This is a genomic window from Streptomyces sp. NBC_01508 (assembly GCF_045040315.1).
GTDB lineage: Bacteria > Actinomycetota > Actinomycetes > Streptomycetales > Streptomycetaceae > Streptomyces.
In genome coordinates, this window is sequence record NZ_CP109419.1 from 1,875,908 (window position 1) to 1,896,125 (window position 20,218).

Annotated in this window: 41 protein-coding genes; 36 read left to right on the forward strand and 5 right to left on the reverse strand. The window is 70.7% G+C overall.

The genetic code is table 11. The features are described from left to right. Positions 1 to 27: 27 nt before the first annotated feature. The gene (locus tag OG700_RS08290; protein WP_405611174.1) at positions 28 to 483 is read right to left on the reverse strand and encodes a helix-turn-helix domain-containing protein; all 456 of its coding nucleotides are present in this window, start codon (positions 481 to 483) and stop codon (positions 28 to 30) included. 211 nt (positions 484 to 694) lie between these two features. Between OG700_RS08290 and OG700_RS08295 the strand changes: the two genes are divergently transcribed. From OG700_RS08295 to OG700_RS08465, 35 genes are all read left to right on the forward strand, one after another. Continuing rightward, the gene (locus tag OG700_RS08295; RefSeq protein ID WP_405611177.1) at positions 695 to 967 is read left to right on the forward strand and encodes a helix-turn-helix domain-containing protein; all 273 of its coding nucleotides are present in this window, start codon (positions 695 to 697) and stop codon (positions 965 to 967) included. Then, positions 906 to 1,118 carry a helix-turn-helix domain-containing protein gene (locus OG700_RS08300; protein WP_405611180.1) on the forward strand — a complete coding sequence of 71 codons (213 nt, stop codon included), beginning with the start codon at positions 906 to 908 and terminating at the stop codon, positions 1,116 to 1,118. Before OG700_RS08295 ends, OG700_RS08300 begins: the two co-directional genes overlap by 62 nt. Positions 1,119 to 1,200: 82 nt before the next feature. After that, positions 1,201 to 1,674, forward strand: coding sequence for a hypothetical protein (locus tag OG700_RS08305; RefSeq protein ID WP_405611183.1), 474 nt, complete (start codon positions 1,201 to 1,203; stop codon positions 1,672 to 1,674). Next, positions 1,671 to 2,279, forward strand: coding sequence for a hypothetical protein (locus tag OG700_RS08310; protein ID WP_405611186.1), 609 nt, complete (start codon positions 1,671 to 1,673; stop codon positions 2,277 to 2,279). The genes OG700_RS08305 and OG700_RS08310 overlap by 4 nt, the downstream gene beginning before the upstream one ends. Beyond that, entirely contained in the window at positions 2,266 to 2,511 is a 246-nt protein-coding gene (locus OG700_RS08315; RefSeq protein ID WP_405611189.1) for a hypothetical protein, read from the forward strand. Before OG700_RS08310 ends, OG700_RS08315 begins: the two co-directional genes overlap by 14 nt. Then, complete coding sequence (locus tag OG700_RS08320; RefSeq protein WP_405611192.1) at positions 2,508 to 2,642, forward strand: hypothetical protein; 135 nt, start codon at positions 2,508 to 2,510, stop codon at positions 2,640 to 2,642. The genes OG700_RS08315 and OG700_RS08320 overlap by 4 nt, the downstream gene beginning before the upstream one ends. Continuing rightward, complete coding sequence (locus tag OG700_RS08325) at positions 2,632 to 3,018, forward strand: hypothetical protein (protein ID WP_405611195.1); 387 nt, start codon at positions 2,632 to 2,634, stop codon at positions 3,016 to 3,018. Before OG700_RS08320 ends, OG700_RS08325 begins: the two co-directional genes overlap by 11 nt. After that, the gene (locus tag OG700_RS08330; RefSeq protein ID WP_405611198.1) at positions 3,011 to 3,418 is read left to right on the forward strand and encodes a hypothetical protein; all 408 of its coding nucleotides are present in this window, start codon (positions 3,011 to 3,013) and stop codon (positions 3,416 to 3,418) included. Before OG700_RS08325 ends, OG700_RS08330 begins: the two co-directional genes overlap by 8 nt. Continuing rightward, positions 3,415 to 4,347, forward strand: a complete 933-nt coding sequence (locus OG700_RS08335; RefSeq protein ID WP_405611201.1) for a hypothetical protein — start codon at positions 3,415 to 3,417, stop codon at positions 4,345 to 4,347. Before OG700_RS08330 ends, OG700_RS08335 begins: the two co-directional genes overlap by 4 nt. Beyond that, a complete protein-coding gene (locus tag OG700_RS08340) occupies positions 4,347 to 4,586 on the forward strand; it encodes a hypothetical protein (RefSeq protein ID WP_405611204.1) in 240 nt (79 codons plus the stop codon). Before OG700_RS08335 ends, OG700_RS08340 begins: the two co-directional genes overlap by 1 nt. Continuing rightward, positions 4,583 to 4,810 (forward strand): hypothetical protein, encoded by a 228-nt coding sequence (locus OG700_RS08345; protein WP_405611207.1) that lies wholly within the window; start codon positions 4,583 to 4,585, stop codon positions 4,808 to 4,810. Before OG700_RS08340 ends, OG700_RS08345 begins: the two co-directional genes overlap by 4 nt. Next, on the forward strand, positions 4,810 to 5,859 hold the full coding sequence (locus OG700_RS08350) for a YqaJ viral recombinase family protein (protein ID WP_405611210.1): 1,050 nt from the start codon (positions 4,810 to 4,812) through the stop codon (positions 5,857 to 5,859). The genes OG700_RS08345 and OG700_RS08350 overlap by 1 nt, the downstream gene beginning before the upstream one ends. Continuing rightward, positions 5,856 to 6,644 (forward strand): ERF family protein, encoded by a 789-nt coding sequence (locus tag OG700_RS08355; RefSeq protein WP_405611213.1) that lies wholly within the window; start codon positions 5,856 to 5,858, stop codon positions 6,642 to 6,644. Before OG700_RS08350 ends, OG700_RS08355 begins: the two co-directional genes overlap by 4 nt. Then, a complete protein-coding gene (locus tag OG700_RS08360; RefSeq protein ID WP_405611216.1) occupies positions 6,641 to 7,348 on the forward strand; it encodes a 3'-5' exonuclease in 708 nt (235 codons plus the stop codon). Before OG700_RS08355 ends, OG700_RS08360 begins: the two co-directional genes overlap by 4 nt. Beyond that, on the forward strand, positions 7,348 to 7,671 hold the full coding sequence (locus OG700_RS08365; RefSeq protein ID WP_405611219.1) for a hypothetical protein: 324 nt from the start codon (positions 7,348 to 7,350) through the stop codon (positions 7,669 to 7,671). Before OG700_RS08360 ends, OG700_RS08365 begins: the two co-directional genes overlap by 1 nt. Continuing rightward, complete coding sequence (locus OG700_RS08370; RefSeq protein ID WP_405611222.1) at positions 7,668 to 8,258, forward strand: hypothetical protein; 591 nt, start codon at positions 7,668 to 7,670, stop codon at positions 8,256 to 8,258. Before OG700_RS08365 ends, OG700_RS08370 begins: the two co-directional genes overlap by 4 nt. Then, positions 8,255 to 8,623 (forward strand): DUF6248 family natural product biosynthesis protein, encoded by a 369-nt coding sequence (locus tag OG700_RS08375; protein ID WP_405611225.1) that lies wholly within the window; start codon positions 8,255 to 8,257, stop codon positions 8,621 to 8,623. Before OG700_RS08370 ends, OG700_RS08375 begins: the two co-directional genes overlap by 4 nt. Beyond that, on the forward strand, positions 8,620 to 9,063 hold the full coding sequence (locus OG700_RS08380; protein WP_405611228.1) for a hypothetical protein: 444 nt from the start codon (positions 8,620 to 8,622) through the stop codon (positions 9,061 to 9,063). Before OG700_RS08375 ends, OG700_RS08380 begins: the two co-directional genes overlap by 4 nt. Continuing rightward, positions 9,060 to 9,716, forward strand: a complete 657-nt coding sequence (locus OG700_RS08385) for a WhiB family transcriptional regulator (RefSeq protein WP_405611231.1) — start codon at positions 9,060 to 9,062, stop codon at positions 9,714 to 9,716. Before OG700_RS08380 ends, OG700_RS08385 begins: the two co-directional genes overlap by 4 nt. Positions 9,717 to 9,863: 147 nt before the next feature. Further along, positions 9,864 to 10,226, forward strand: a complete 363-nt coding sequence (locus OG700_RS08390) for a hypothetical protein (RefSeq protein WP_405611234.1) — start codon at positions 9,864 to 9,866, stop codon at positions 10,224 to 10,226. Next, positions 10,226 to 10,543 carry a hypothetical protein gene (locus tag OG700_RS08395; RefSeq protein ID WP_405611237.1) on the forward strand — a complete coding sequence of 106 codons (318 nt, stop codon included), beginning with the start codon at positions 10,226 to 10,228 and terminating at the stop codon, positions 10,541 to 10,543. Before OG700_RS08390 ends, OG700_RS08395 begins: the two co-directional genes overlap by 1 nt. 13 nt (positions 10,544 to 10,556) lie before the next feature. Next, positions 10,557 to 12,407: an AAA family ATPase gene (locus OG700_RS08400; RefSeq protein ID WP_405611240.1), complete on the forward strand. Its 1,851-nt coding sequence runs from the start codon at positions 10,557 to 10,559 to the stop codon at positions 12,405 to 12,407. Between the two features lie 15 nt (positions 12,408 to 12,422). Further along, positions 12,423 to 12,659 (forward strand): hypothetical protein, encoded by a 237-nt coding sequence (locus tag OG700_RS08405; RefSeq protein ID WP_405611243.1) that lies wholly within the window; start codon positions 12,423 to 12,425, stop codon positions 12,657 to 12,659. Positions 12,660 to 12,691: 32 nt separating this feature from the next. Continuing rightward, positions 12,692 to 12,823 (forward strand): hypothetical protein, encoded by a 132-nt coding sequence (locus OG700_RS08410; RefSeq protein ID WP_405611246.1) that lies wholly within the window; start codon positions 12,692 to 12,694, stop codon positions 12,821 to 12,823. A 32-nt stretch (positions 12,824 to 12,855) separates the two neighbouring features. Further along, a complete protein-coding gene (locus OG700_RS08415; protein ID WP_405611249.1) occupies positions 12,856 to 13,170 on the forward strand; it encodes a hypothetical protein in 315 nt (104 codons plus the stop codon). A gap of 51 nt (positions 13,171 to 13,221) precedes the next feature. After that, the gene (locus OG700_RS08420; protein ID WP_405611252.1) at positions 13,222 to 13,752 is read left to right on the forward strand and encodes a hypothetical protein; all 531 of its coding nucleotides are present in this window, start codon (positions 13,222 to 13,224) and stop codon (positions 13,750 to 13,752) included. A 78-nt stretch (positions 13,753 to 13,830) separates the two neighbouring features. Continuing rightward, positions 13,831 to 14,679, forward strand: coding sequence for a hypothetical protein (locus tag OG700_RS08425; protein WP_405611255.1), 849 nt, complete (start codon positions 13,831 to 13,833; stop codon positions 14,677 to 14,679). Further along, entirely contained in the window at positions 14,676 to 15,617 is a 942-nt protein-coding gene (locus OG700_RS08430) for a DNA-methyltransferase (protein WP_405611258.1), read from the forward strand. The genes OG700_RS08425 and OG700_RS08430 overlap by 4 nt, the downstream gene beginning before the upstream one ends. Positions 15,618 to 15,753: 136 nt before the next feature. Continuing rightward, the gene (locus OG700_RS08435) at positions 15,754 to 15,981 is read left to right on the forward strand and encodes a helix-turn-helix domain-containing protein (RefSeq protein WP_405611261.1); all 228 of its coding nucleotides are present in this window, start codon (positions 15,754 to 15,756) and stop codon (positions 15,979 to 15,981) included. After that, complete coding sequence (locus OG700_RS08440; RefSeq protein ID WP_405611264.1) at positions 15,978 to 16,310, forward strand: hypothetical protein; 333 nt, start codon at positions 15,978 to 15,980, stop codon at positions 16,308 to 16,310. The genes OG700_RS08435 and OG700_RS08440 overlap by 4 nt, the downstream gene beginning before the upstream one ends. Continuing rightward, positions 16,307 to 16,546, forward strand: a complete 240-nt coding sequence (locus OG700_RS08445; protein ID WP_405611267.1) for a hypothetical protein — start codon at positions 16,307 to 16,309, stop codon at positions 16,544 to 16,546. Before OG700_RS08440 ends, OG700_RS08445 begins: the two co-directional genes overlap by 4 nt. Next, positions 16,543 to 17,043 (forward strand): hypothetical protein, encoded by a 501-nt coding sequence (locus tag OG700_RS08450; protein WP_405611270.1) that lies wholly within the window; start codon positions 16,543 to 16,545, stop codon positions 17,041 to 17,043. The genes OG700_RS08445 and OG700_RS08450 overlap by 4 nt, the downstream gene beginning before the upstream one ends. Positions 17,044 to 17,045: 2 nt before the next feature. Continuing rightward, positions 17,046 to 17,375, forward strand: a complete 330-nt coding sequence (locus tag OG700_RS08455) for a hypothetical protein (RefSeq protein WP_405611273.1) — start codon at positions 17,046 to 17,048, stop codon at positions 17,373 to 17,375. Next, positions 17,372 to 17,497: a hypothetical protein gene (locus tag OG700_RS08460; protein WP_405611276.1), complete on the forward strand. Its 126-nt coding sequence runs from the start codon at positions 17,372 to 17,374 to the stop codon at positions 17,495 to 17,497. The genes OG700_RS08455 and OG700_RS08460 overlap by 4 nt, the downstream gene beginning before the upstream one ends. Continuing rightward, positions 17,490 to 18,032, forward strand: coding sequence for a DUF6221 family protein (locus OG700_RS08465; protein WP_405611279.1), 543 nt, complete (start codon positions 17,490 to 17,492; stop codon positions 18,030 to 18,032). The genes OG700_RS08460 and OG700_RS08465 overlap by 8 nt, the downstream gene beginning before the upstream one ends. A 150-nt stretch (positions 18,033 to 18,182) precedes the next feature. On the opposite strand, the gene OG700_RS08470 is transcribed toward OG700_RS08465, so the two are convergent. Continuing rightward, the gene (locus OG700_RS08470) at positions 18,183 to 18,515 is read right to left on the reverse strand and encodes a DUF6233 domain-containing protein (RefSeq protein WP_405611282.1); all 333 of its coding nucleotides are present in this window, start codon (positions 18,513 to 18,515) and stop codon (positions 18,183 to 18,185) included. A gap of 35 nt (positions 18,516 to 18,550) precedes the next feature. Continuing rightward, the gene (locus OG700_RS08475) at positions 18,551 to 18,949 is read right to left on the reverse strand and encodes a hypothetical protein (protein WP_405611285.1); all 399 of its coding nucleotides are present in this window, start codon (positions 18,947 to 18,949) and stop codon (positions 18,551 to 18,553) included. An 84-nt stretch (positions 18,950 to 19,033) separates the two neighbouring features. On the opposite strand from OG700_RS08475, the gene OG700_RS08480 reads away from it, so the two are divergent. Beyond that, complete coding sequence (locus tag OG700_RS08480) at positions 19,034 to 19,369, forward strand: hypothetical protein (RefSeq protein WP_405611288.1); 336 nt, start codon at positions 19,034 to 19,036, stop codon at positions 19,367 to 19,369. Between the two features lie 55 nt (positions 19,370 to 19,424). Here OG700_RS08480 and OG700_RS08485 read toward each other — a convergent pair whose 3' ends face one another. Beyond that, complete coding sequence (locus OG700_RS08485) at positions 19,425 to 19,817, reverse strand: DUF6221 family protein (protein WP_405611291.1); 393 nt, start codon at positions 19,815 to 19,817, stop codon at positions 19,425 to 19,427. Further along, positions 19,810 to 20,103, reverse strand: coding sequence for a hypothetical protein (locus tag OG700_RS08490; protein WP_405611294.1), 294 nt, complete (start codon positions 20,101 to 20,103; stop codon positions 19,810 to 19,812). The genes OG700_RS08485 and OG700_RS08490 overlap by 8 nt, the downstream gene beginning before the upstream one ends. Positions 20,104 to 20,218: the final 115 nt, after the last annotated feature.

The following is a 20,218-nucleotide window of genomic DNA, read 5'->3' on the forward strand; positions in this document are numbered from 1 at the left end:
GAGGATAGGCGTGTGACCGCTTGGTGACTATGAGTCCGCACGATTCGGTTCCGGTTGTACGCCATCCGTCTCGGCAATGAACCCTTGTTTCCGCAGTTCGTCCAACGCGATCTTCGTGGCGGCGCGAATCTCCGCGGCGGGAGTGCCACTCATGGCGCGGACCATCGCGGTGGTAATGATCCCCGCGACGGCTTCCTCCCGGAGTTGCCGCCGCACGGGCACGTCCTGCCATCCGGCGCCCGGCGGGGCCGCGCCGTCGAGTACGGCGTCGACTGCGCCCTCTGGCCAGCCGAGCGCCGCCGCGACCTTCCCGATGCTGGGGGGCATGCGCGCCTTGGGGACGGTGCCAGCCTCGGCATCCTGGACGGCTCGGGCGGATACGTCGGCGAGGTTACCGAGGTCGGCGAGGGTGAGGCCGCCGTGGGTGCGTGCGGAGCGGAGCGCTTGGCCGAGCCGTGCCCACGCTTTGGGGTCCCTGGTCATGGGGGGCGACCTCTCTCCCTCTGTGCCCTATGCACGCAACGGCGCGCAACGATCAGCAACAGAGACAGCGTAAGGGCACCCTCCCTTCCGCGCGAGAGCAGGCCGGATACATGGCCTGAATGGTGTACGCGCGGTCACCGAGCGGATACGAAACGAATCGTCTCCACGCATCCCCTTGCATCCCTGCCGTTCGTTGCCTATCGTTGCCGTCATGAAAGCCGATGGGCAGGGAATCCGGAAACGACGCGAAACGAGCGGGCGCGGGCTACGAAAGTTCGCAGCCATCGCCGGCCTGTCCGCGTCGCATGTATCCCGCATCGAGCGGGACCTGACGGAGCCCCAGCCTGAAGCTCTCGCCCGTATCGCTGCCGCACTCGCATGCAGCATCGAGGATCTGCGACCGGAAACGAACGGAGACGACGATGCCCACCGACGACCAGTCGCCGTGGATGACGACGAAGGAAGTCGCGGCGCTCATTCGTAAGACGCCGCACGCCGTACGCCAGATGCGCCACCGAGGTCTCGCCCCGAAGGGGATGCGCGTCGGCCGGGACGTGCTCTACCACCGCGACGCGGTGGCCGCCTGGCTGACCAAGCGGACCGCTGGTGACGCGCTGGCTCAGCGCGCGGCCTGACGAAAGCGGGGCCGCCCGGACCATGCCCGGTCCCGACAGCCCCTCCGGCAGTACCTCAACCACTCAAGAAATCGAGGACACCGTGAAGACCATTCTTCCACCGGCCAACGCGCCGACCAACTTCCCGAGCGGGGACCGGCGTACGGCGCGTGTCGCGCTCCCGGCCCGCCGCCCGTCGACCACTGCGGAGCTGCTCCGTGCCGGCGGCCGGGTGCTCGCTTTCGTCGGGTTGTACCAGGGCGACTTCGTGCCGGACCCGTTCGACCGTGAGATGTCGGCGACGGAGGTCCCGCACTACATGCGGCCCATGAGCATCGTGGCCGCGCTGAAGTGCGCGGCGACCGGGGACCCGCACCGGACGACGCTGCTGGCGGACGCCGCGATCGGGTATCTGGCGCTGCGGCTGATGGTTGACGGGGAGTTGGGTCCGGAGGACGGGGACATCGACTCGCTGGAGTTGCATGTCGACGCGTGGGGCGACCTTGAGGGTCGTACGGCGGAGTCGGCCTGCTGCGCGCTGTACGCGGCTGCGGATGTGGCCGAGGTGACGGTATGAACGTCAAGCGTGTGAGCGCAGCGGCGGACGTGATCTGCGCCGCGATGAAGAACGGGAAGGCGCTGCCGCTGTCGTGGGCGGCGGCGTTGGAGTCGGCGGGCCTGCTTCAGTCACCTGAGTCCGCCGACGAGTTGCAGCAGTTGAAGGCCCGGGTCGCCGAGCTGGAGGCGCAGCGGGACCGCCGTCGTGGCCGTCTCGTCGCGCTTCAGAACGACGCGCTGAACATGCGGGGGTTGCTCTCCCCGAACGGTGAGGCACGAAAAGTGCCGTTCCCGCTGGGCAACACACTCACCCCGGCTGTCGACTGGCTGATCGGACGTGTCGCCGAGCTGGAGGCGTTGAAGCCCGCACGGTTCCAGGACTGCCGGGTCTGCGGCGCGGGCTACGAGTACGGGCAGGCGTGTGCTGCCTGCGCGTTCAACGAGCGCATGGTCGCCGAGCGGGTGGCCCGGGGCGAGTTGGCCGAGCAGCGCCACCTCATGGACTCGTTGGACCACGACTTCGAGGTGCTGCCCGTACGGCGGTCGGTGCCCCTGTCGGAGATGCAGCGCATGTCCGGTGACCCGCTCGGCGATACCCCGGCGGTGCCAAGTGACTGCCCGTGAAGACCTGTTGGACGCCTACGGGCGGGCCGGGACGGCTCCACTCGGGACGATGGCGGACCTGCACCAGGCGCTCGCCGCGATCCGCGCCGAGGCGCTGACCGAGGCCGCTGACGATCTCCTCAGCGCGTGCCCCGAGCACGGCGATTCGGACGAGGCGTGGATGGACTGCCCGTGCGAGTACGCCGACGAGCTGCGCCGCACGGCGGACCTGATCGCGGGCGGTGCCTCGTGACGACGTTCCTGATCGCCCTGTCCGCGACCGCGTTGTGGCTCGGCCTGTGCGCTGCCGCGTTCCGCGCCCCGGCCACCATCCACGCCACCATCCTGCTGCTGCGCCGCCACGGAGGCCGCCATGCCCGCTGACCTGCCTGCCGAGTTCTACGAGATCCACACCGAGGTCACGGTCGTCCTGCCCGCGCCGGGCGCGAGGGACCTGACAGACCCGGTCACCGGCCGCACCGTCATCCCGGAGCGCGTCGAGCTGCACGCCGGCCGCATCGTCACCCCGGACGGGGAGCGGGAGTGGGTGCACGTCAGCGTCCACGGGCCACGCCGCCTCAAGTCCCGTGCCCCCGGACAGGAAATCTCGTCCCTCGGCTGGGACGCAGCGCGGCCGAACCGCCCCGGCGGCACATGTGCTCACCGCCCGGCCTGGCTGACCGACTTGATCGCCGCGCACCTGCCCGAGGGCTGGGCCCCGTCGCTGATTGAGCTTTCGAGGAGCACGTCCAATGTCTGAGCCCATCACCGTGGCTGGTCCCACCCCGAGCACCAGGCCACCGTTGTCCGTACGGCTCCGCTCCGACTGGCTGCGCGCGATCTTCCGCGTCGACCTGATCCGCCAGCACACCCTGATCGGCCTCGTCCAGCACTGGGCCGAGCCGCAGGCCCGCGACGAGGTTGTGGACCAGCTCGACGCGCTCGCCGAAGCCGTCCGCTTCCCCCGTGAGGGCGAGTTGGACGCGCTCACGGAGGCCGTGGAGGACGCGGCGGCAATGGACACCGCCGAAGTGGAGATCGGGCTCGCCGACGCGCTGCGGCTGCGGGACGAACTCGACACGGTGATCGAGCGGTTGTCGCGGTTCAACCCGCAGCGGCTCGCGGCGGTCCCGGCGCAGCAGGAGAGGCGGGCGTCATGAGCGCCCGCGAGGACTCCGCTGCCGAGCGCCGCCGCGAGCACATCGTCGCCAGCCTGCGCGAGGCGGCAGCCATGTACGAGGGCGACGCCCGCGCCTACCTCGCCGAGCACGACACGGCCCACCGGGCCGAGACCCTGGCCGAGCTGGACCGGGTCCGCGCCGAGCGGACGGCAACGCGCAGCACCTCGCCCCTGCCGCTGGGCTGGACGCGGCAACTCGACCCCGGCGACCTGCACTCGCTGGTCTCCGAACTGTCGGCCGCGCTGCTGGGCTACTGGCACAACGACCCCGACACCCTGGTGCTGGACCGTGTGCAGGCAGTGCTGATCGAGCACCAGCGGCAGGCGGCCGAAGCCGAGCAGGCCGCCGCCACGGAGAAGGCCAGCACCGAGGTGCCGACGGCCACTCCCCAGCCCGAGACCGAACCCATCCCCCTGCGCTGGGGCCTGGACGACGTGATGTACGGCGACGACGACACCACCACACTCCTGCTGTCCGGACCCGGCGGTGAGCCGTACGAGCTGGAACTGGACCCCGAGCGGACCACCGCGCTGCGCGACGCGCTCGCCGGGCCCGAGCAGCCCCAGGCGGGCGTCGAACCGGCCGCCACTCCCGACGACGCAAGCGCCCCGCCGTACGACGTGCTCGACGGGGAGATCAGCATCACCGGCTACCCGCCGATCACCCTCTCCGGCTGGCGGCTCACCGAACTGGCCCCGGACTTCTACGGGCAGGCCTACATGCAGATCGGCGGGTGGCTCCCCAAGGGCTGGCCGTCCGAGGACACCCCGGTCGGCACGCACCAGATGGCGTACGCCCACCTCCACGGGCGCGCGGTACCGCGCGACATCAACGTGCAGGTGGAGTCGAAGGGCTTCGGCGAACCGCGCCGCTTCCTGACGATCCAGTGGCGCAAGGACGGTGCCTGATGACCGCCCTCACCCACCGGCAGACCCGGCTCCTCGCTGAGATCCGCAGGCCGGACAGCCCCGAGGTGTGGTCCACCGGCCCCGTCGAAGACCTGTACCGCACCTGGCACATCCGCACCCCGCGCCACGAGGCCCGCCGCGACCTCGCATGCCTCGCCGACGCCGGCCACCTCACCCGCCACGGCGACGACACCGGACGCCGCTACCGCCTCAACACCCAGAAGGACGGCGACCGATGACCACCGACACCCGGCGCAGCTACCTCGCCGCCGCCATAAGAGCAGACGGCCGCCCCGTCACCACCGAGCACGCCGTCCAGCTCCTCAACGGATCCCCCTGGGCCACCGGGCGGAACACCGTCCGCAAGGGCCTGCGCTCCCTCGCCAAAGCCGAGGTCCTCGTCGCCACCGACATCAACGGGCGCCGCACGTACACGCTCAACGCCCAGGAAGCGGGCGCCTGATGACCGACACCGTGCTGGCCGGGGCCACCACCGCCCCGGCCGCCGGCCGACGGGTCACACCCACCGGCCGCCTCATCCTCCCCGCCGACGCCGACCGCGCCCACTGGCTCACCGCCCGCCGTCAAGGCATCGGCTCCTCCGACATGGCCGCCGTCCTCGGCATCAGCCGATACGGCAACGCCCTCTCCGTCTGGCACGACAAAACCGGCGGCCTCCCCCTCGAAAGCGACGACTCCGAACCCGCCCTCTGGGGCCGGGCCATCGAAGACACCGTCGCCCGCGAGTGGGCCCGCCGAAACCGGTCCGTCGTCCGCCGCGTCGGCCTCGTCGCGAACGTCGACCGCCCGTGGCAGATGTGCACCCTCGACCGCCGCGTCCTCGAATGCCCCCTGGCCGACGGCCGCGAGAAGTGCGCCGTCGAGATCAAGTGCCGGACCGCGTTCAAGGCCGGGCAGTTCCGCAAAGGGGTCGCGGACGACGTCCTCGTCCAGACCCTGTGGCAGGCCGACGTGTGCGGCTACGACCACATCCACGCCGCGGTCCTGATCGGCGGAAACGACTACCGGCAATTCGTCGTACGCCCGGCAGACCATGAGCAGTTGGTCGCTGACCTGCGTACGGCCGGGGCGCTGGCGTGGCAGCAGATCATCGACCGCCGCCCGCCCGCCGTCGCGGCGGACGCCGACCCGGACGTCCTCCTCGACCTGTACGAGCAGCTCTACCGCGACCGCACGGGGGCCCTCGACATCACCCGCGACGTCGACACGCAGGAAGCCGTCGCCGACTACCTCGACGCCCACAACGACCTCACCGCGGCCGAGAAGCGGAAGAAGGCGGCGAAGGCCCGCATCCTCTCCGGCCTCGGCGGCGCCGAATCCGCGGTCGTCCTGGACCGCACGTTCGTGTCGCTCGACGAGCAGTCCCGCGAGTGGACGGACACCGCCCGGCTGGCTGAGCGCTGGCCCGAGGCGTACGCGGACTGCGTGGAGGACCGCACGTCGCGCCGCTTGACCATTCCCCGCGCCATCCGTGAGGAGCACAACGCATGAGCAAGATCGCAGAGCGGGCCGCATCTGCGGCTGGCCGCACCCTGAAAACTGACGAGCTCCTCGACGAGCTGGCCGCCGAACGGGAAGCCGAGCACACAGCCCCGGCGCCGGACCCGATGGCCGACTACGAGCCCGGGGACAACGACCCCGACATGGTGCCCGTCCACATCGCGTGGCTGAGGGTCCGCAAGGACGTCCGCGGCATCGCCAAGCGCGAGCAGTACAACGGCGGCGGCACCCGCTTCAACTTCCGCGGCGTGGACACCGTCGTCAACACCTTCGGCCCGGTCACGCTGCGGCACGGCGTCAGCGTCCTGCCGATCCGGGTCGACGCCGAATACCGCGACACCACCACCAGCAAGGGCAACAAGATGCGCGAGTGCACCGTGCGCGTCTCGTGGCTCATCGTCGGCCCGAAGGGCGACACCCTGGCGCTCCAGACGCAGGGCGAGGCGCTCGACTCGGCGGACAAGGGCACCGCGAAGGCGCAGTCCGTGGCGCTGCGCGTGCTCCTGCTGACCGGCGGCCTGACGCCGACTCATGACAGGGACCCGGACGCCGATCGCATCGAGCGGGGCGAGGCTCCGGTCCGGTCTGCCGTCCAGTACCTCGACGAAATCACCCACCCGCAGACCAGCGCCGGGCGCCTCCGGCAGATCCACTACGAGTTGAGGCAGTCGAATCAGCTCGGTGTGCTGATGACGAACGAGGTCGGCGACGAGGAACGCGCAGGCGACATGGTCGTCCGCATCGGCAAGGAGCGCGCTGCCGGGGGTAACCAGTGACCTGGCACCTCGGCCGCATGTGCGGCTTCGACATCGAGAGCACCGGGCCCGACCCGCTCACCGCGCGGATCGTCACCGCCTGCATCGTCCAGTGCGGCGGCGACCAGCCCGTCGTCTCCGCAACCTGGCTCTCCGACGTGGACGGCCAGCCGATCCCCGACGAAGCCGCCGCCATCCACGGCATCACGACCGAGCGCGCGCAGAAGGAAGGCGCCCCGCTCCGCGAGGTCGTCGGCGAACTCCTCGCCGGGCTCACCCAGGTCATCGTCTCTGGGGTGCCGGTTGTTGCGATGAACGCCCGCTACGACCTCACCCTGCTAGACCGGGAGGCCGAACGGTACGGGCTCGACCCGCTCCCGGCCGGGCCGGTGATCGATCCGTTCGTCATCGACAAGCACGCCGACAAGTACCGGCGCGGCTCCCGGAAGCTGACTGCCCTGTGCGAGCACTACGCCGTGCCGATCGGTGACGCCCACCAGGCCGACGCCGACGCGATCGCCGCGTGCCGCGTCGCCTGGCGGCAGGGCACCCGGTACGCCCCGCTCGCTGCGATGGGTCTGGAGCAGTTGCACCGCGCGCAGGTCGAGTGGGCCGCCGAGCAGGCCGCGTCTCTTCAGGAGTACTTCCGGAAGAAGGACCCGTCGGCGGTCGTCGAGGGCGCGTGGCCGCTGATCCCCCGCCAGCGCACGGGCGGTGAGGGCTGATGTTCGGCACCCGCAAGCGGCGTCGGATCGCCGAACTCGAAGCCCGAGTCGAGCGGTTCGTGGAGCAACTGGCCGAAGCGCGCGAAGACGCTGCGGCCGGCATGGGCGCCTCGAAGCGCACCTGCCAGCGCAACGTCCACCTTTCCAACCAGCTCGACACCGTCCGCGCGCAGCTCACCGCGCAGACCCGCCGCGCGGACCAGCTCCAGGCCCGGCTCGACGACGCCGTCGGCATCAACACCCCCGACGTCGACTCAGGCGCCCTGTGGCAGCAGCGCCGTACCGACAAGCCGAAGCCCGGCCCGATCGGAGCACCCCAGTGACCACCTTGTTCGACCAGACCCCCGCGGCCGGGCTGCCCACCACCCGCCCGGCCGCGGTGACCCCCCTTGTGCTGGGGATCGACCCCAGCCTCACCTCCCTCGGAATCGCCGGCGCCGACTGGGCCGACGCCCTCCGCCCGAAGAAACTCCGTGGCCACGCCCGCATCGCCTGGCTCCTCAACGAGGTCAAGGACCACGTCAAGAACGCCGACCTCGTCGTCATCGAAGGCCCCTCGTACGGACACGGCGCGATGGCCGGACACCACGAGATGGCCGGCCTGTGGTGGGCCATCACCCAAGCCCTGTGGACCCGGCGTATCCCGTACGCGGTGTGCCCTCCGGCGCAGCGCGCCATGTACGCCACAGGGAAGGGCAACGCGGGCAAGGGCGAAGTCCGCGACGGTGTGGCGACGTTGTTCGGCATCTCGTGTGAGGGGCCCGGCCGGTACGACCAGGCCGACGCCGCGAGCATGGCGCATCTCGGGCTCCACTGGCTCGGCTACCCAACCGTGGTCGTCCCGGCGCTGCACGCGAGGGCGATCGACGGCGTGCGCTGGCCGACCACACCCGTGGCGGTGGCTCGGTGAACGAGACCGCCGCCGCCTGGGTGCGCAGCAACGCCTGGTCGCCTGCCGTACATGCCGAGGCCAAACACCCCGGCAGCATCCTCGGCCTCTGCCTGTGCCTCCAGCAGTTCATCACCGCCAGCTGCCACGGCGGCAACCACGACTGCTCCGAAGTCGTGGCGTTCGCTGCGGAAACCGTCCTCATCGGCACCGCCGGGTGGGTCTACGACCGGACAACCCAGCCGACCGGAGCGCCGGTGTCCCTGTGGCTCGGCGACCGGATCTGCGTGCAGCGCTGCGGCTGCACGTGCCACGGCAACCCGCCCTCTGCCCCGGCGCCCGCCGAACTGCCGGTGCAACTCGACCTGTTCGGGGTGAGCGCATGAAGGTCCGAGCCGACGTCACACAGCTCCTGCGCCAAGGCCACACCAACCTCGCCGTGGCCCGCGCAACCGGCGCCACGCCCAAGACCGTCGCCGCCTACCGCCGCGCGCTCGGCATCCCACCCACGCCGCCCGGCCGACCCACCAACAGCACCCTCAAGTCCCGCTTCCAGGCGCGCACCGAGCCCCTGCCCGGCGGCCACATGCGGTGGACCGGATCCACCACCAGCCGCGGCACACCCACCGTCCGCTACGGCAAACAGCACTGGTCCGGTCTCCGCATGGCGTTCGCCCTGCGCTGGGATCGCGAACCCGTCGGACACGTCCTCCCGGGCTGCGACATGCCGCGCTGCGTGGCACCGGATCACGTGCAGGACCAGCAGCAGCGCGACCAACTGAACGAGACCTTCGCGGCGATCTTCGGAAACGAGGTGGCGTCATGAACCCCAACCTCACCAGGCCCACCCACAACTGGCACGAAGCAGCCGCCTGCGCCCGCCCCGGCACCGAAGACGTGTTCTTCCCCGACGGCAAGCACAACACCGCCCAACGCGCCCTCGAAATCTGCGCCACCTGCCCCCTGGCCACCGCCGTCGCGTGCCTCACCGACGCGCTGGCCACCGAAGGCGCCTGCGTCGCCGGCCGCGAAGGCATCCGCGGCGGCACCACCCGCCACACCCGGCAGAAGCTCTACGACCGCATCACCAACTCCGACCGGCCGGCCGCCGACCTCATCGCCGAAGCCGTCACCACCTCGGCGGCCCGCGTGACCGCGCTGCCCAGGACCCTCCGGGACGCGTACGAACGCCGCGTCGTCCCCGGCGAGGGCGGCCACGTGAAGTGGAACCGCCGCACCACGAGCGTCACGTTCCAGGGGAAGTTCTACAGCGCCATGGCCCTGGCGTTCACCGTCGGCCACGGGCGCGCCCCGACGGGCTCGTGCGCGCAGCGTGCGGTGTCCGCGGGTGCGTCGCTCCCGAGCACCTGGTCGACGGGGCAATGCGCAAGGCCGCCGCGTGACCGGCCAGCGGCAGGAGGTCATGGCCGCCCTCTTCGTCGACATGGGCGTGTTCGCGTCCGACCGGTGGGTCCGTGAGCCCCGCGCGAAGTACGAGTGCGTTCGCTGCCAGACCACCGAAGGCCCCGTCAAAGGCGCCGACCGCGTAGCCGAGTTCGTGGCCCGCATCCGCACAGACCACCCCGCCAACAACTGCACCGCCAACCAGCAAGGAGCACACGCCGCATGACCGACATCAAGTTCGACTCCAAAGTCCTCGAAGGCGTCGCAGAGTCCCTCGAAGACCACGCCGACAACATGTTCACCCAGCGCAAAGGCCGCTGGATGGCCGTCGTCGAACTCGCCCACGTCGAGCGCACCGAACCCGGCCCCGACGAGGAGAAAAGCCCCTCGGTGAAGATGCGCATCGTCGCCGTCGAAGTCGCCGCCGACGGCTTCAGCGACGAACGCCTCCGCGAAGTCCAGCGCGGCCTCTACCGACTCCGCACCAGCGGCGGAACCCTCGACGGCGAACTCGACCCCGACGTGCAGCAGGCCCGCGACGTCCTGCGCCACGGCTCCGGACTCCTCACCGGCAGCAGTACCTGATGGGCCGGCCCCGCACGCCGAGCACGGTCGCCACGAAGTGCCCGTCGTGCGGGGCCCCGCTCCACCGCGAGCTGGTCGGCCACACCGCCGCCCTCATGGTCACCGCGGACCTGACCCCGCTCACCCCCGAGGAGCAGGCCACCATCCGCGGCCCGAACCGCCTCATCTGGTGCTACCGCCAACCGAAGTGGGGCACCCCGCGCCTCATCTGGACCGGCCGCTGGCACCCCTCGGACTGCCCGCACCAGCACGTCGCAGACCACGCCTGCAACGGCCCACCACCGGCCGCCCCGCCGCAGCCCGCCACCCTCTTCTGAACCTGGAGCCCACGTGGAGAACGTCCGCCGCCTGACGAACGACCAGGCGGATCCGCGCGGCCCCGAACCCGAGTACATCGACGCCGAACGCGACGTCCTCGGCGGGTGCATGCACCACCCCCGCCACATCCCCGGCGTCCGAGCCACCCTCACAGGCGGCGACTTCTCCCAGCCCGCCCACGAGTTGGTGTGGGACGCGCTCCTGCACCTCTACGACAACGGCCAGCCCACCACCCCCCTCGCCATCCGCATCGAGCTGGAGAAGCGCAAACACCTCACCCGCGCGGGCGGCACCAGCTACATCACCCGCCTTGCCGACCACGCCGGCGGCGGTGAGCCCGAGTACTTTGCCGAGCAGGTCCGCGCACAGGCCGACCTCCGTCGTGAGGCCGACCTCGGCCGCCGCATCGTCCAGCGCGCCACCGCTCCGGATGCCGAACCCGGCGGCGCTGTCACCTTCATCGACGACTACCTCCAGCTCCAGGCCGAGCGCGCCGCCGGCCGCTCCGGAGACCCCGTCGACCGCATGCTCGCCGAACTCCTCGACGCCAGCAGCCTCGACAACATGCCCGCCCTCGAACCGCTGGTGGGCGACCTCCTCCACCTCGACAGCCTGGCCCGCATCATTGGCCCTTCCGGGCACATGAAGTCGTTCGTCACCATCGACATCGCCGGACACGTCGGCACCGGCATGAAGTGGCACGGCCAGCACGTCAAGCAGGGCACCGTCGTCTACCTCGTCGCCGAAGGCGCCCGCGGCATCCGCAAGAGAGTCCGCGCCTGGGAGAAGCACTACGGGCTGAAGATGGACAACGTCCTCTTCCTCCCGCGCCCCGTCCAGACACGCGGTGACGAATGGGACACCCTCATCGAGGCCATGCGCCGCCTGGAGCCCGCGCTCATCGTCATCGACACCCAGGCCCGCGTGTCCGTCGGGGTCGAAGAGAACTCCAACACCGAGTTGGGGATCGTCGTCGAGCGCATCGAAGACCTCCGCCGCGCCACCGCCGCCTGCGTCCTCGTCGTCCACCACACCGGCCACATCGGCGAACACGGCCGCGGTGCCTCCGCCGCCAAGGGCGCCCTCCAGTCCGAACTCCACGTCAGCAAGAAGGGCGACAACGCCCGCAACGTCATCGTCACGATGAAGGTCGGCAAGCAGAAAGACGACGAGCAGGGCGCCGACCTCCAGTTCGGGCTCAAGGTCGTCGACCTCGACGGCGAGGCCAAGGCTGACGGAAGCCCCGTCACTTCAGTGGTCCTCAAATCCCTCGACCTCTCCGACCGCGGCCCGCTGCCTGGCACCGCCGAGTGGATCGCCCAGCAACTCGACCAGGCCGGCGTCCCTGCGGCGTACGGACGCGAGCGCCTGCGGTCCGAATGCGTGCAGCGCGGCATCGCCGTACGCAACGACCTCCTTGCTGACGTTGCCCGCATCCGTAAGGCCCGGGGACAGGTCGGGGACAGGTCTGACCTGGGCTTTTCCCAGACGCATCTTGTTGACCCTCATCCCGACCGCCCCACGCACCCCACAAACCCGGACAACACCGGGCAGGACACCCCGTCAAACCTGTCCCCGGACCTGTCCCCGACCAAAACAACCCAACCTGTCCCCAAGATCAGGACAGGTACAAAAGAAACCCCAGGTCAAACCTGTCCCGGACAGGTCGGGGACAGCACGGGACAGGCCGTAGAACCACCTGTCCCCTCCCCCCTCCTCCTAGGGGAGGGACAGGTGGGACAGCCCACCCCCCTCTGCACCGTCTGCCACGAACCCCTCCACGGCTACCGACTCGACCGCGGATACGACACCTGCCTCAAATGCGACCCCACCACCGGCAGCCACCCCAACCCCGCCGCCTGAACCCCGGGAGACCTCATGCCCATCCGCCCCGCCCCGATCGTCCGCACCTTCCACCGCGACAGCGGCTGGGTCCTCCCCGACTACACCGACCTCGCCGACTGCACCACCAACCACCACCGGGCCCAGGACGGCCGGCCCCTCTGCACCGACACCGCCGTCTGGAAGGTCGTCGAAGACCACGGCATGCACTTGACGATCGGCTTCTACTGCGACGCCGACCTGCCCGCCGAGCACCGCTGCGACGCCGCCTGACCAACCACACCCCGCCTACACAGGAGCACGCCGTGATTGCTGCCGACATCCACATCGACCTCCACGACCTCACCGAGACCGACCTGGACGAGATCCAGGCCCGCATCGAGGAAGCCGTCGCCCCGTGGAAAGGGACCGTCACCGTCGACCGCCGCGAGTACTGACCAACCACACCCCGACCCAACAGGAGAAACCCGTGCGTATCACCATCGACCTCCCCGAGATCACCATCGACCCGTCCGACGACGGAGGCCGCGACACCGACGGCGCCCCGCACGGCCTGCCGGACTGCCCGCACTGCCGTGCCGAGTACGACGGGCGCATGGTCAAGACCACCGACGGCCTGGTCCACGAGCGCTGCCTCACCGGCTGGCTCGCCCGCCGCGACGAACGCGACGCCTGGAAGGTGCTCGCCGCTCACGTCGCGAAGTTCCCGTCCCGCCAGTCGGCGTCCGCCGTGCGCGCCGTCGTCCGGGCGCTGCTCGACATGCAGCCCACTGCCCGCAGTTGACCCCCGCCGCGATCCGGTTCTCGCCGGCCCGCGCCCAAGAAGGAGCAGCACATGACCGACCTCAGCCCCGCCTCGCAGAAGCTGCTGCGGGAGATCGCCAAGTACGACACCGGCGCCGGCGTTCGCTTCAGGCATGCCCCTCGCGCCCGGTTCTCCCACCCGAACACGCTCGCCGTGTACAACGCCCGCACGTTCTACCCGCTGACCGGGCACGGCCTGGTGGACGACGACGGCGGCGAGTCGCCGGTCCGCATTACCGAGGCCGGCCGGAAGCTGGCGGCCGAGCTGGAGGCGAAGCACACGGCGGAGCAGGTCCGGAAGAAGGCCCGGCCGAAGCAGTCCGTGGACGGGGCTGCCGCACGGCTCCTGCTGCGGGAGATCGCCAAGCATGACGGGTCGCTGGTCTACGACGACGGTCTGCGTCGGGCCTGGCGGGTCGCCTCTCGCGACGGGCACCGGGCGTCCATTGGTACCTGGCTGGCGCTGGAGAAGGCCGGCTACATCCGCACTGAGCGGGTGTCGAGCATCGGTGGCCAGCGCGTGACCGTGACGGCCCTCGGCCGTGAGCGCCTCGCCCCGTGACCTCCGCTGTACGCCCGGCCGGGGGCTATCCGGCCGGGCGCCTTGGCAGTCCACCATCCCGACCCTGAGGAGATCAACATGAGCACCGAGTACGAGTGCCGCGCGAACACCCCGTGCGGCCACCAGATCGACGAGCACGACGTGTCCGGCTGCGCCGACGGGTGCGGCTGCACCTGGATGCCGCAGCGTGTGGCCGAGCCGCAGCCGGGCGGTGAGCCGCCGTTCACCGCCGCGTCCGGGGTGCAGCCCGCCGCCCGGCCTGTGCCCGACACCGAGCGGCGCGCCCGGTACGCCCGGTGGGACGCGGCGATGCGGGAGACCCAGCTCGGCTACGCGGTCGGCGACATCCGCGTCCAGGACGCCGTCACCAACGGCATGGCCGTGGCGGACGAGGAGCAGCGGGACCAGCGCGCCTACGCGGCCAGTCTGGAGCAGCGGATCATCGACATGGGTGGGCACCAGGCCGCAGCAGCCGACCTCGCGGCCGAGATCGCCCGCCTGCGTGCCGAGCTGGGGAAGGCCCGCGCCACCACGCTGACCGAAGCCGAGCGCCAGTTTCTCACCTTCGCCCTGGACCTCGCTGGCGACGAGATGGCCTCACGTGGCGACGAGTTCACCGACGAGGACCGGGCCGCGCTGGGCAAGTTCCGCCGCATGGCCGCCGCCGGGTCCGGTGGGCAGGCCGAGGCGCAGCCCGCGACGACCCAGCTCTCGTACCGGCTGGAGCACCGACGCCCCAGCGATCCCGTCTGGCAGCGGAACACCCCCGGCATCGGGGCCAACTGGTCCTGGCAGAGCCGGGAGAAGGCCGACCAGCGGCTGGCCGAGGCGCGCGACCGGTGGCCGGACCACGAGCACCGCCTCGTCACCATCACCACCACCGTGACCGAGACCGCGGCCGACGTGGACGGGGCGCAGCAGAAGTGACCGCCGCCCCGTACTACGCCGACGAGCAGGTGACCCTCCTCCTCGGCGACGCCTTGGAACAGCTCACGACCCTGCCGGACGGATCGGCCGACTGCATCGTCACCAGCCCGCCCTACTTTGGGCTCCGCGACTACGGCACCCCCGGCCAGTACGGGCTGGAGGCCACCCCGGCCGAGTACGTGGAGACGATGCGCGGCCTGTTCGCCGAAGCCCGCCGCGTCCTCGCCGACGACGGGACGCTGTGGCTCAACCTCGGCGACTCGTACTACAGCGGCAAGGGCGAACCGACGCAGCCGGACGAGAAGAACGCAGCCCGCCGCATGGGCAAACGCACCCTAGATGGGCCGTCGTGGGGTCTGCCCCGGAAGAACCTGCTCGGCATCCCGTGGCGCGTGGCGTTCGCGTTGCAGGACGACGGGTGGCTGCTCCGGAACGAAATTATCTGGCACAAGCCGAACGCCATGCCCGAGTCCGTCAGAGACCGGCTGTCGTCCCGGCACGAGCACCTGTTCTTGTTCACCAAGTCGGCCCGGTACGCGTTCGACCTGGACCCGATCCGTGAGCCGCACGCTCCCAGTACGTTGCGGCCGACCACGGCTCGTGTCGGTTACGCGGTCCCTGGCCAGACCCTCAACGTGAAATCGCGGCCGGTGGGCGACGTGGGCCGAAACCCCGGCGACGTGTGGTCGATCAACACCCGCCCGTTCCCCGCTGCGCACTTCGCGACGTTCCCCATCGACCTGCCGCTGCGCTGCATCAAAGCCGGGTGCCGTCCCGGCGGAACCGTCCTTGATCCGTTCTCCGGCTCGGGCACCACGGGCGCGGCGGCCCGTCAGCTCGGCCGGAAGTACATCGGCATCGACCTCAACCCCGCCTACCACGACCTTGCCGTGCCTCGGTTCGCGCAGGGCGTCCTCGACTTCGGAGAGACCGCCTGACCGGGTGTGGCGCGCCCTGACCCCACGGGGCGCGCCACACGCCCGTCTCCCACCCGAACACCCGCCCGACCACCCCCAGCCGCACCCAGCCGCACCGAGACCGCCACAGACCCGCACAACGCCACGGAGGACCACGATGGACGGACCAGCAGAAGACCTACGGCAGCAGGTGAAAGCCGCCCTGCACACGGCAGGCATAAGCCAGGCCCAAGCCGCCCGCGACCTCAACCTCAGCACCAAACACATGAGCCACATGCTCACCGGCCGCGCCACCCTCACCCTCGACTGGGCCGGCCGGCTCCTTGCCCTCTGCGGCATGCGCCTCGTCGTCTCGATCGCACTCACCCCGCAGGAGACCCGATGACCACGCCCGCCGACAGCCCGTTCGTGCCCAAGGGAGAGCCCCGGTTCGACAGCGGCCAGTCCTGCGGCTACAAGCCGTCCGGAGCGCCCGAGGACTGCGGGAAACCCGCGACGTGGCACGTCATGTGGGACGGCGAGCTGGACAACAGCCTCACCTGCGACGAGCACATGACCCTGATCCAACAGCGCTGGGTGTACGACGACCGGCACCCCGTCGTAGCGGACTGCACCATGCCCGGGGCGCTCTGGTCCTACCCCGAAAAGCGCTGCGAGTTCCCGACCGACGAGCCCGCCCTCACGGTGGCCCGGCAGATCAACGGCACGCCGTGACCGCGCCCATCGCGTACCTCGTCATCCCGCTGCTGCTCCTCGCCGCGTGCGCCGTCCTGATCGCCCTCCTCACGGCCGACCGGCGCGAGCGTCGGACCGCAGCACGCCGAGCCGAACGGCTCGCCCGACCCGGCACCGCACGCGAAGACCAGCTCGCCCTGCAACTCGCCGACGCACGGGCGCAGATCCGCCGGCTCCAGGCCGCGCTCGCCGCACAGAAAGGCCACGCCGCATGACCCGCCTGTCCGTCAACGACATCACCAGCGACCAACTCGACGCCCTGTACGAGCGGATCGCCGAGCTGGAGAACGACGCCGCGATCCGCGCCGAGGTCGACGCCAAGACAGACGAACACCTCAACGACGCGCACGAGGTCGCCCGCTACTTCAAGGCGCTGGCCGAGCGAGCGCAGGCGTGGGGCGAGCAGCACCGCGACCGGGCCAACCGGTACCGAGCCCGCACCGACGCCGTCCGTACCGAGTGCGACGCCGTCTTCGCCGAGTCAGCCAGCTCGACATCAGTCGCCCTCATGGGCCGCCGAGTAGCGGCCACCCGCATCCGGGCCGCGCTCCAGACCATCAGCCACGACACCCCGGTCCCCGACGACCCGCGCGTCACCGCTCTCGACCGCGTCATGAAGCTCGCCGCTGTGTGGGACGACGCGCCCGACCCCCTCGCCCAAGCCATGGCCCGCGACCTCCGCACCGCGATCAACGGACCGAAGGAGAACTGACCGTGGACCTCTACCTGATGCGTACCGACCCCGTGCAGGAGATCGCCGCCGAGCCCGCCGCCCTCGACGCGCTGACCGCTGCCCTGTCCCCGCACACCCAACCCCCGCAGGCCGCGCCCGACTTGATCGCCCACCACGCCGTCCACGGGTTCGGCTGGCCCCTCGTGCCCGACCCGGCACTCCCGCCCGGCATCGTCCACTGCCGGCCCGCGCCGACGGCCAGACTCAGCGAGGCCGAGATGGAGGACATCAAGGCGCGGTGGTTGGCCATGTACGGCGGTCGTCCGGGGGTCGCGCACCCGGTGGTTGAGGTGCGAGAGGAGCAGACGTGATCCGGGACCCAGATGCCCTGCGCATCGTCTGGCTGTTCGGCAAGCCCTACTGGTGGGCGCGCACCGAGGGGCGGCTCACCCTCCAACCCGCCACCTGGATCAAGGAGCAGCCCGATGCCTGACCTCCACACCTGGATCACCGAACAGGTCGCCCGCGTCGAACGAGCAGCCAACAACCACCAACAGCCCTCACCCAACTGGGAGTACGACCCCTGCGTCCGCGAGATCCGAGACCTCACCAACAGCGGCACCGTGGCCAACGTCTACCGCGGCGGCACCGGCGAGCACATCGCGCTGCATGACCCGGCCGCCGTGCTGCGCCGCTGTGAAGCCGACCGGAAAATCCTTGAAGAGCACAAGCCCAGACAGGACAGCTGGTACGACCACTACGCCTGCGAAGGCTGCGGCTACGACGGCGCCTACTGCTCCGAACCCAACACCCAGCACGTCAACGACTGCCCCACCCTGCTCGCCCTCGCCGAGGGCTACGGGCTGACGCAGGAGCAGCGCGCCACGTTGGCCCGGCCGGAAGCTGAGCGCGCCAAGCCCAGTCCCGGACCCGGTATGCCGGACGTACTCGCGCAGCAGATGATCCGTATCGGGCTGGCCACGGTGCCGGCCGGGCTGCGCGGGCCAAATTGGAAGCCGCGCAGGTGAGTGAACCGGTGCCGTTTCTGTCATGCTGAGGGTGACGGCGCAGCGCCCAGGGGGCGTTGTCCGATCGAGCCGTCAACTGCGCTGGGGTCGCGACCTGGTGTTCGCCGTACGCCCGCCCCGTCCAATATCCGGGGCGGGCGTTCGTGCGTCTCAGTCCAGTACGCCGAGTTCCTTGTCTGGCTCACACCGATCGCAGGGGGGCACCCCACCGCGGGTGAGCGCCTCGATCGCCTGCTCCCGGGTGATGGCCAGCATGAAGAACGGGTTCCAGCACGCCGAGGTGTGGACCATTTTTGGCTTCCCGCGTTCCCCGGCCTGGACTGCCCAGTCTGGGTCAGGTGGGGGCGGCCGGCGGCGGGCGTGCTCGGCGGCGAGCCGTTCGGCGTCGGCGATCCACCGGTCCGTACGCGCGAGGTCGGTGGCTTGGACGCGGCGCAGGAAGCGGAGTGCGCGTAGGCGCTCCTCCGGAGTGGATTCGGACACGCGTTCGATTGTAGGTGGCACGCACCCGAGCAGCGCTACCCCCACCCCGGCGCTTCACCAACCCACAGTCGAGCGATCGAGAGCACCCTCTCCCGGTCGCCGACGCTCAACGCCAGGTAGCTCTCAACCAGCTCTCGGCACTCGCGACTTCCATCCCACGGTGCTCCAATCCCCATGAACTGGCGGCCGGCCGCACCCTGCACCACCGTCAGGTGCGTGTCGAGGCCGATGGCCAGAGCCCGCAACTGGGCCACATTCGGTGGTATCACGTCGAGACACCGCTCCAACCGGTGGAGCAGCGCATGCTTCCACAACGGGTCGTCGTCACCCTCGGGGTCGACACAACGCTCGGCGAGCCGCCGCAGACTGAGCCCCAGCTGCTCCCGGCGTTCCCGTACCAGTTGACTCAACTCCGCAGCCGCCAGCTCATCCATGGCCGCTATCCTGCCCCGCCCGGACGTGTACGGGATGCCCTATTCCGCCCCGCGTCCGGCTGTCTCCCCGCTACCGTCCAGGACGTGCCGTACACCTACCGCTGCGAGACCTGCGCCGTCACCGCCCCGCGTCGGTCCGACACGTACGAGGCCGAGGCCGACCGCCGGCAGCACCGAGCCGCCGCCCACTACGGACTGGCCCCGGATGGGGACGGGATTCTGGAGACGCCGGGCTGGGTGTCCACCGCGCTGCGCATTGCGGCCGGCGGGATCGCGGAGTACGCACGGAGAGCCGCCCGGAAGGCGCGCTCGCGGGAGGAGCCGCCGGAGCACTGGCGGCAGGCCGTGCTGCTCCTCGCGGTCGGCGTCGGGGTGCTGGTGCTCCTCGGCATGCTCGTACGCGCCGTCACCGGCACATAGGCGTGGCGAAACACTGAGACCCCAACCGTCGGTGGGGGTCTCAGTCGTGCGTGGGCTACGGGCGCCACGCCTCCTGGTAGTCAGGGTGATCGGCGTACTCGGCGGCGAGCAGGCGCAGCGTTCGACATGGCCACTTCGTCCACTGGCAGTCGTGAAGGCGGTCGCCGATGGCCCAGCTCTCGGTGTCGTGTTCAACCACGATGGCCCGCTTGGCTTCGATGCCGCGCAGCACCCGCGCCGGGTCGTGGCGGGCGATGTGCTGGTACTGCGGAACTCCGAGCGTGCGCACGGTCGGCAGGATCTGTGCGCCGTCGTCGTCCTCAACGAACGTGTCACCGTTCCCGGTTTCGCGAGTCGTCCAGCGGCCCGTCGTCTCTTGTGTCGCTTCGGATGCGAGCGCCGCCTCCTCGTCGTACCGGGCCCGGAGGAACTGCACCAGCTCATCCACCGCCGGTCTCCTTCTTCGGCCGGCTCTTCCCCGAGCCCGAGTAGCCCTTCGCAATGTCCTGCACCGTACTGAAGTTGATCTCTAGATCCGCGCCAACCGTGCGCAGCGAAGCACCCGGCCGCGCAAGCAGCTCCCGCACGGCCTCCTGCCGCGCCTCCTTCAACGCCTTGTTCTGACCCGGCAGGGCCTTCAGCACCTCGCCCAGGGCGCGCGCCCGCTCGGTCGGGTCGGCGATCTTCTTGAGCGCGTCAATGGCATCGAACACCCGCTGCGCCTCCTCGGTCACACCCGGCCCCTTCTCTCGGGCGGGCCACTGGCCAAAGTGTAGGGGATTCCCCTACAGTGCTGGAAGTGGCACCGCGCTGCTGATGTGAAAAGCCCCCGGCCCGGCGCTGCGAACG

What these genes read in the sequence shown, in the direction of transcription:
- OG700_RS08465 (WP_405611279.1), top strand. Translation starts at nt 17,490, where the DNA reads ATGCCTGACCTCCACACCTGGATCACCGAACAGGTCGCCCGCGTCGAA.
- OG700_RS08335 (WP_405611201.1), top strand. Translation starts at nt 3,415, where the DNA reads ATGAGCGCCCGCGAGGACTCCGCTGCCGAGCGCCGCCGCGAGCACATC.
- OG700_RS08420 (WP_405611252.1), top strand. Translation starts at nt 13,222, where the DNA reads ATGACCGACCTCAGCCCCGCCTCGCAGAAGCTGCTGCGGGAGATCGCC.
- OG700_RS08450 (WP_405611270.1), top strand. Translation starts at nt 16,543, where the DNA reads ATGACCCGCCTGTCCGTCAACGACATCACCAGCGACCAACTCGACGCC.
- OG700_RS08425 (WP_405611255.1), top strand. Translation starts at nt 13,831, where the DNA reads ATGAGCACCGAGTACGAGTGCCGCGCGAACACCCCGTGCGGCCACCAG.
- OG700_RS08435 (WP_405611261.1), top strand. Translation starts at nt 15,754, where the DNA reads ATGGACGGACCAGCAGAAGACCTACGGCAGCAGGTGAAAGCCGCCCTG.
- OG700_RS08295 (WP_405611177.1), top strand. Translation starts at nt 695, where the DNA reads ATGAAAGCCGATGGGCAGGGAATCCGGAAACGACGCGAAACGAGCGGG.
- OG700_RS08405 (WP_405611243.1), top strand. Translation starts at nt 12,423, where the DNA reads ATGCCCATCCGCCCCGCCCCGATCGTCCGCACCTTCCACCGCGACAGC.
- OG700_RS08355 (WP_405611213.1), top strand. Translation starts at nt 5,856, where the DNA reads ATGAGCAAGATCGCAGAGCGGGCCGCATCTGCGGCTGGCCGCACCCTG.
- OG700_RS08310 (WP_405611186.1), top strand. Translation starts at nt 1,671, where the DNA reads ATGAACGTCAAGCGTGTGAGCGCAGCGGCGGACGTGATCTGCGCCGCG.
- OG700_RS08395 (WP_405611237.1), top strand. Translation starts at nt 10,226, where the DNA reads ATGGGCCGGCCCCGCACGCCGAGCACGGTCGCCACGAAGTGCCCGTCG.
- OG700_RS08330 (WP_405611198.1), top strand. Translation starts at nt 3,011, where the DNA reads ATGTCTGAGCCCATCACCGTGGCTGGTCCCACCCCGAGCACCAGGCCA.
- OG700_RS08440 (WP_405611264.1), top strand. Translation starts at nt 15,978, where the DNA reads ATGACCACGCCCGCCGACAGCCCGTTCGTGCCCAAGGGAGAGCCCCGG.
- OG700_RS08365 (WP_405611219.1), top strand. Translation starts at nt 7,348, where the DNA reads ATGTTCGGCACCCGCAAGCGGCGTCGGATCGCCGAACTCGAAGCCCGA.
- OG700_RS08300 (WP_405611180.1), top strand. Translation starts at nt 906, where the DNA reads ATGCCCACCGACGACCAGTCGCCGTGGATGACGACGAAGGAAGTCGCG.
- OG700_RS08385 (WP_405611231.1), top strand. Translation starts at nt 9,060, where the DNA reads ATGAACCCCAACCTCACCAGGCCCACCCACAACTGGCACGAAGCAGCC.
- OG700_RS08350 (WP_405611210.1), top strand. Translation starts at nt 4,810, where the DNA reads ATGACCGACACCGTGCTGGCCGGGGCCACCACCGCCCCGGCCGCCGGC.
- OG700_RS08340 (WP_405611204.1), top strand. Translation starts at nt 4,347, where the DNA reads ATGACCGCCCTCACCCACCGGCAGACCCGGCTCCTCGCTGAGATCCGC.
- OG700_RS08290 (WP_405611174.1), bottom strand. Translation starts at nt 483, where the DNA reads ATGACCAGGGACCCCAAAGCGTGGGCACGGCTCGGCCAAGCGCTCCGC.
- OG700_RS08345 (WP_405611207.1), top strand. Translation starts at nt 4,583, where the DNA reads ATGACCACCGACACCCGGCGCAGCTACCTCGCCGCCGCCATAAGAGCA.
- OG700_RS08380 (WP_405611228.1), top strand. Translation starts at nt 8,620, where the DNA reads ATGAAGGTCCGAGCCGACGTCACACAGCTCCTGCGCCAAGGCCACACC.
- OG700_RS08325 (WP_405611195.1), top strand. Translation starts at nt 2,632, where the DNA reads ATGCCCGCTGACCTGCCTGCCGAGTTCTACGAGATCCACACCGAGGTC.
- OG700_RS08390 (WP_405611234.1), top strand. Translation starts at nt 9,864, where the DNA reads ATGACCGACATCAAGTTCGACTCCAAAGTCCTCGAAGGCGTCGCAGAG.
- OG700_RS08475 (WP_405611285.1), bottom strand. Translation starts at nt 18,949, where the DNA reads ATGGATGAGCTGGCGGCTGCGGAGTTGAGTCAACTGGTACGGGAACGC.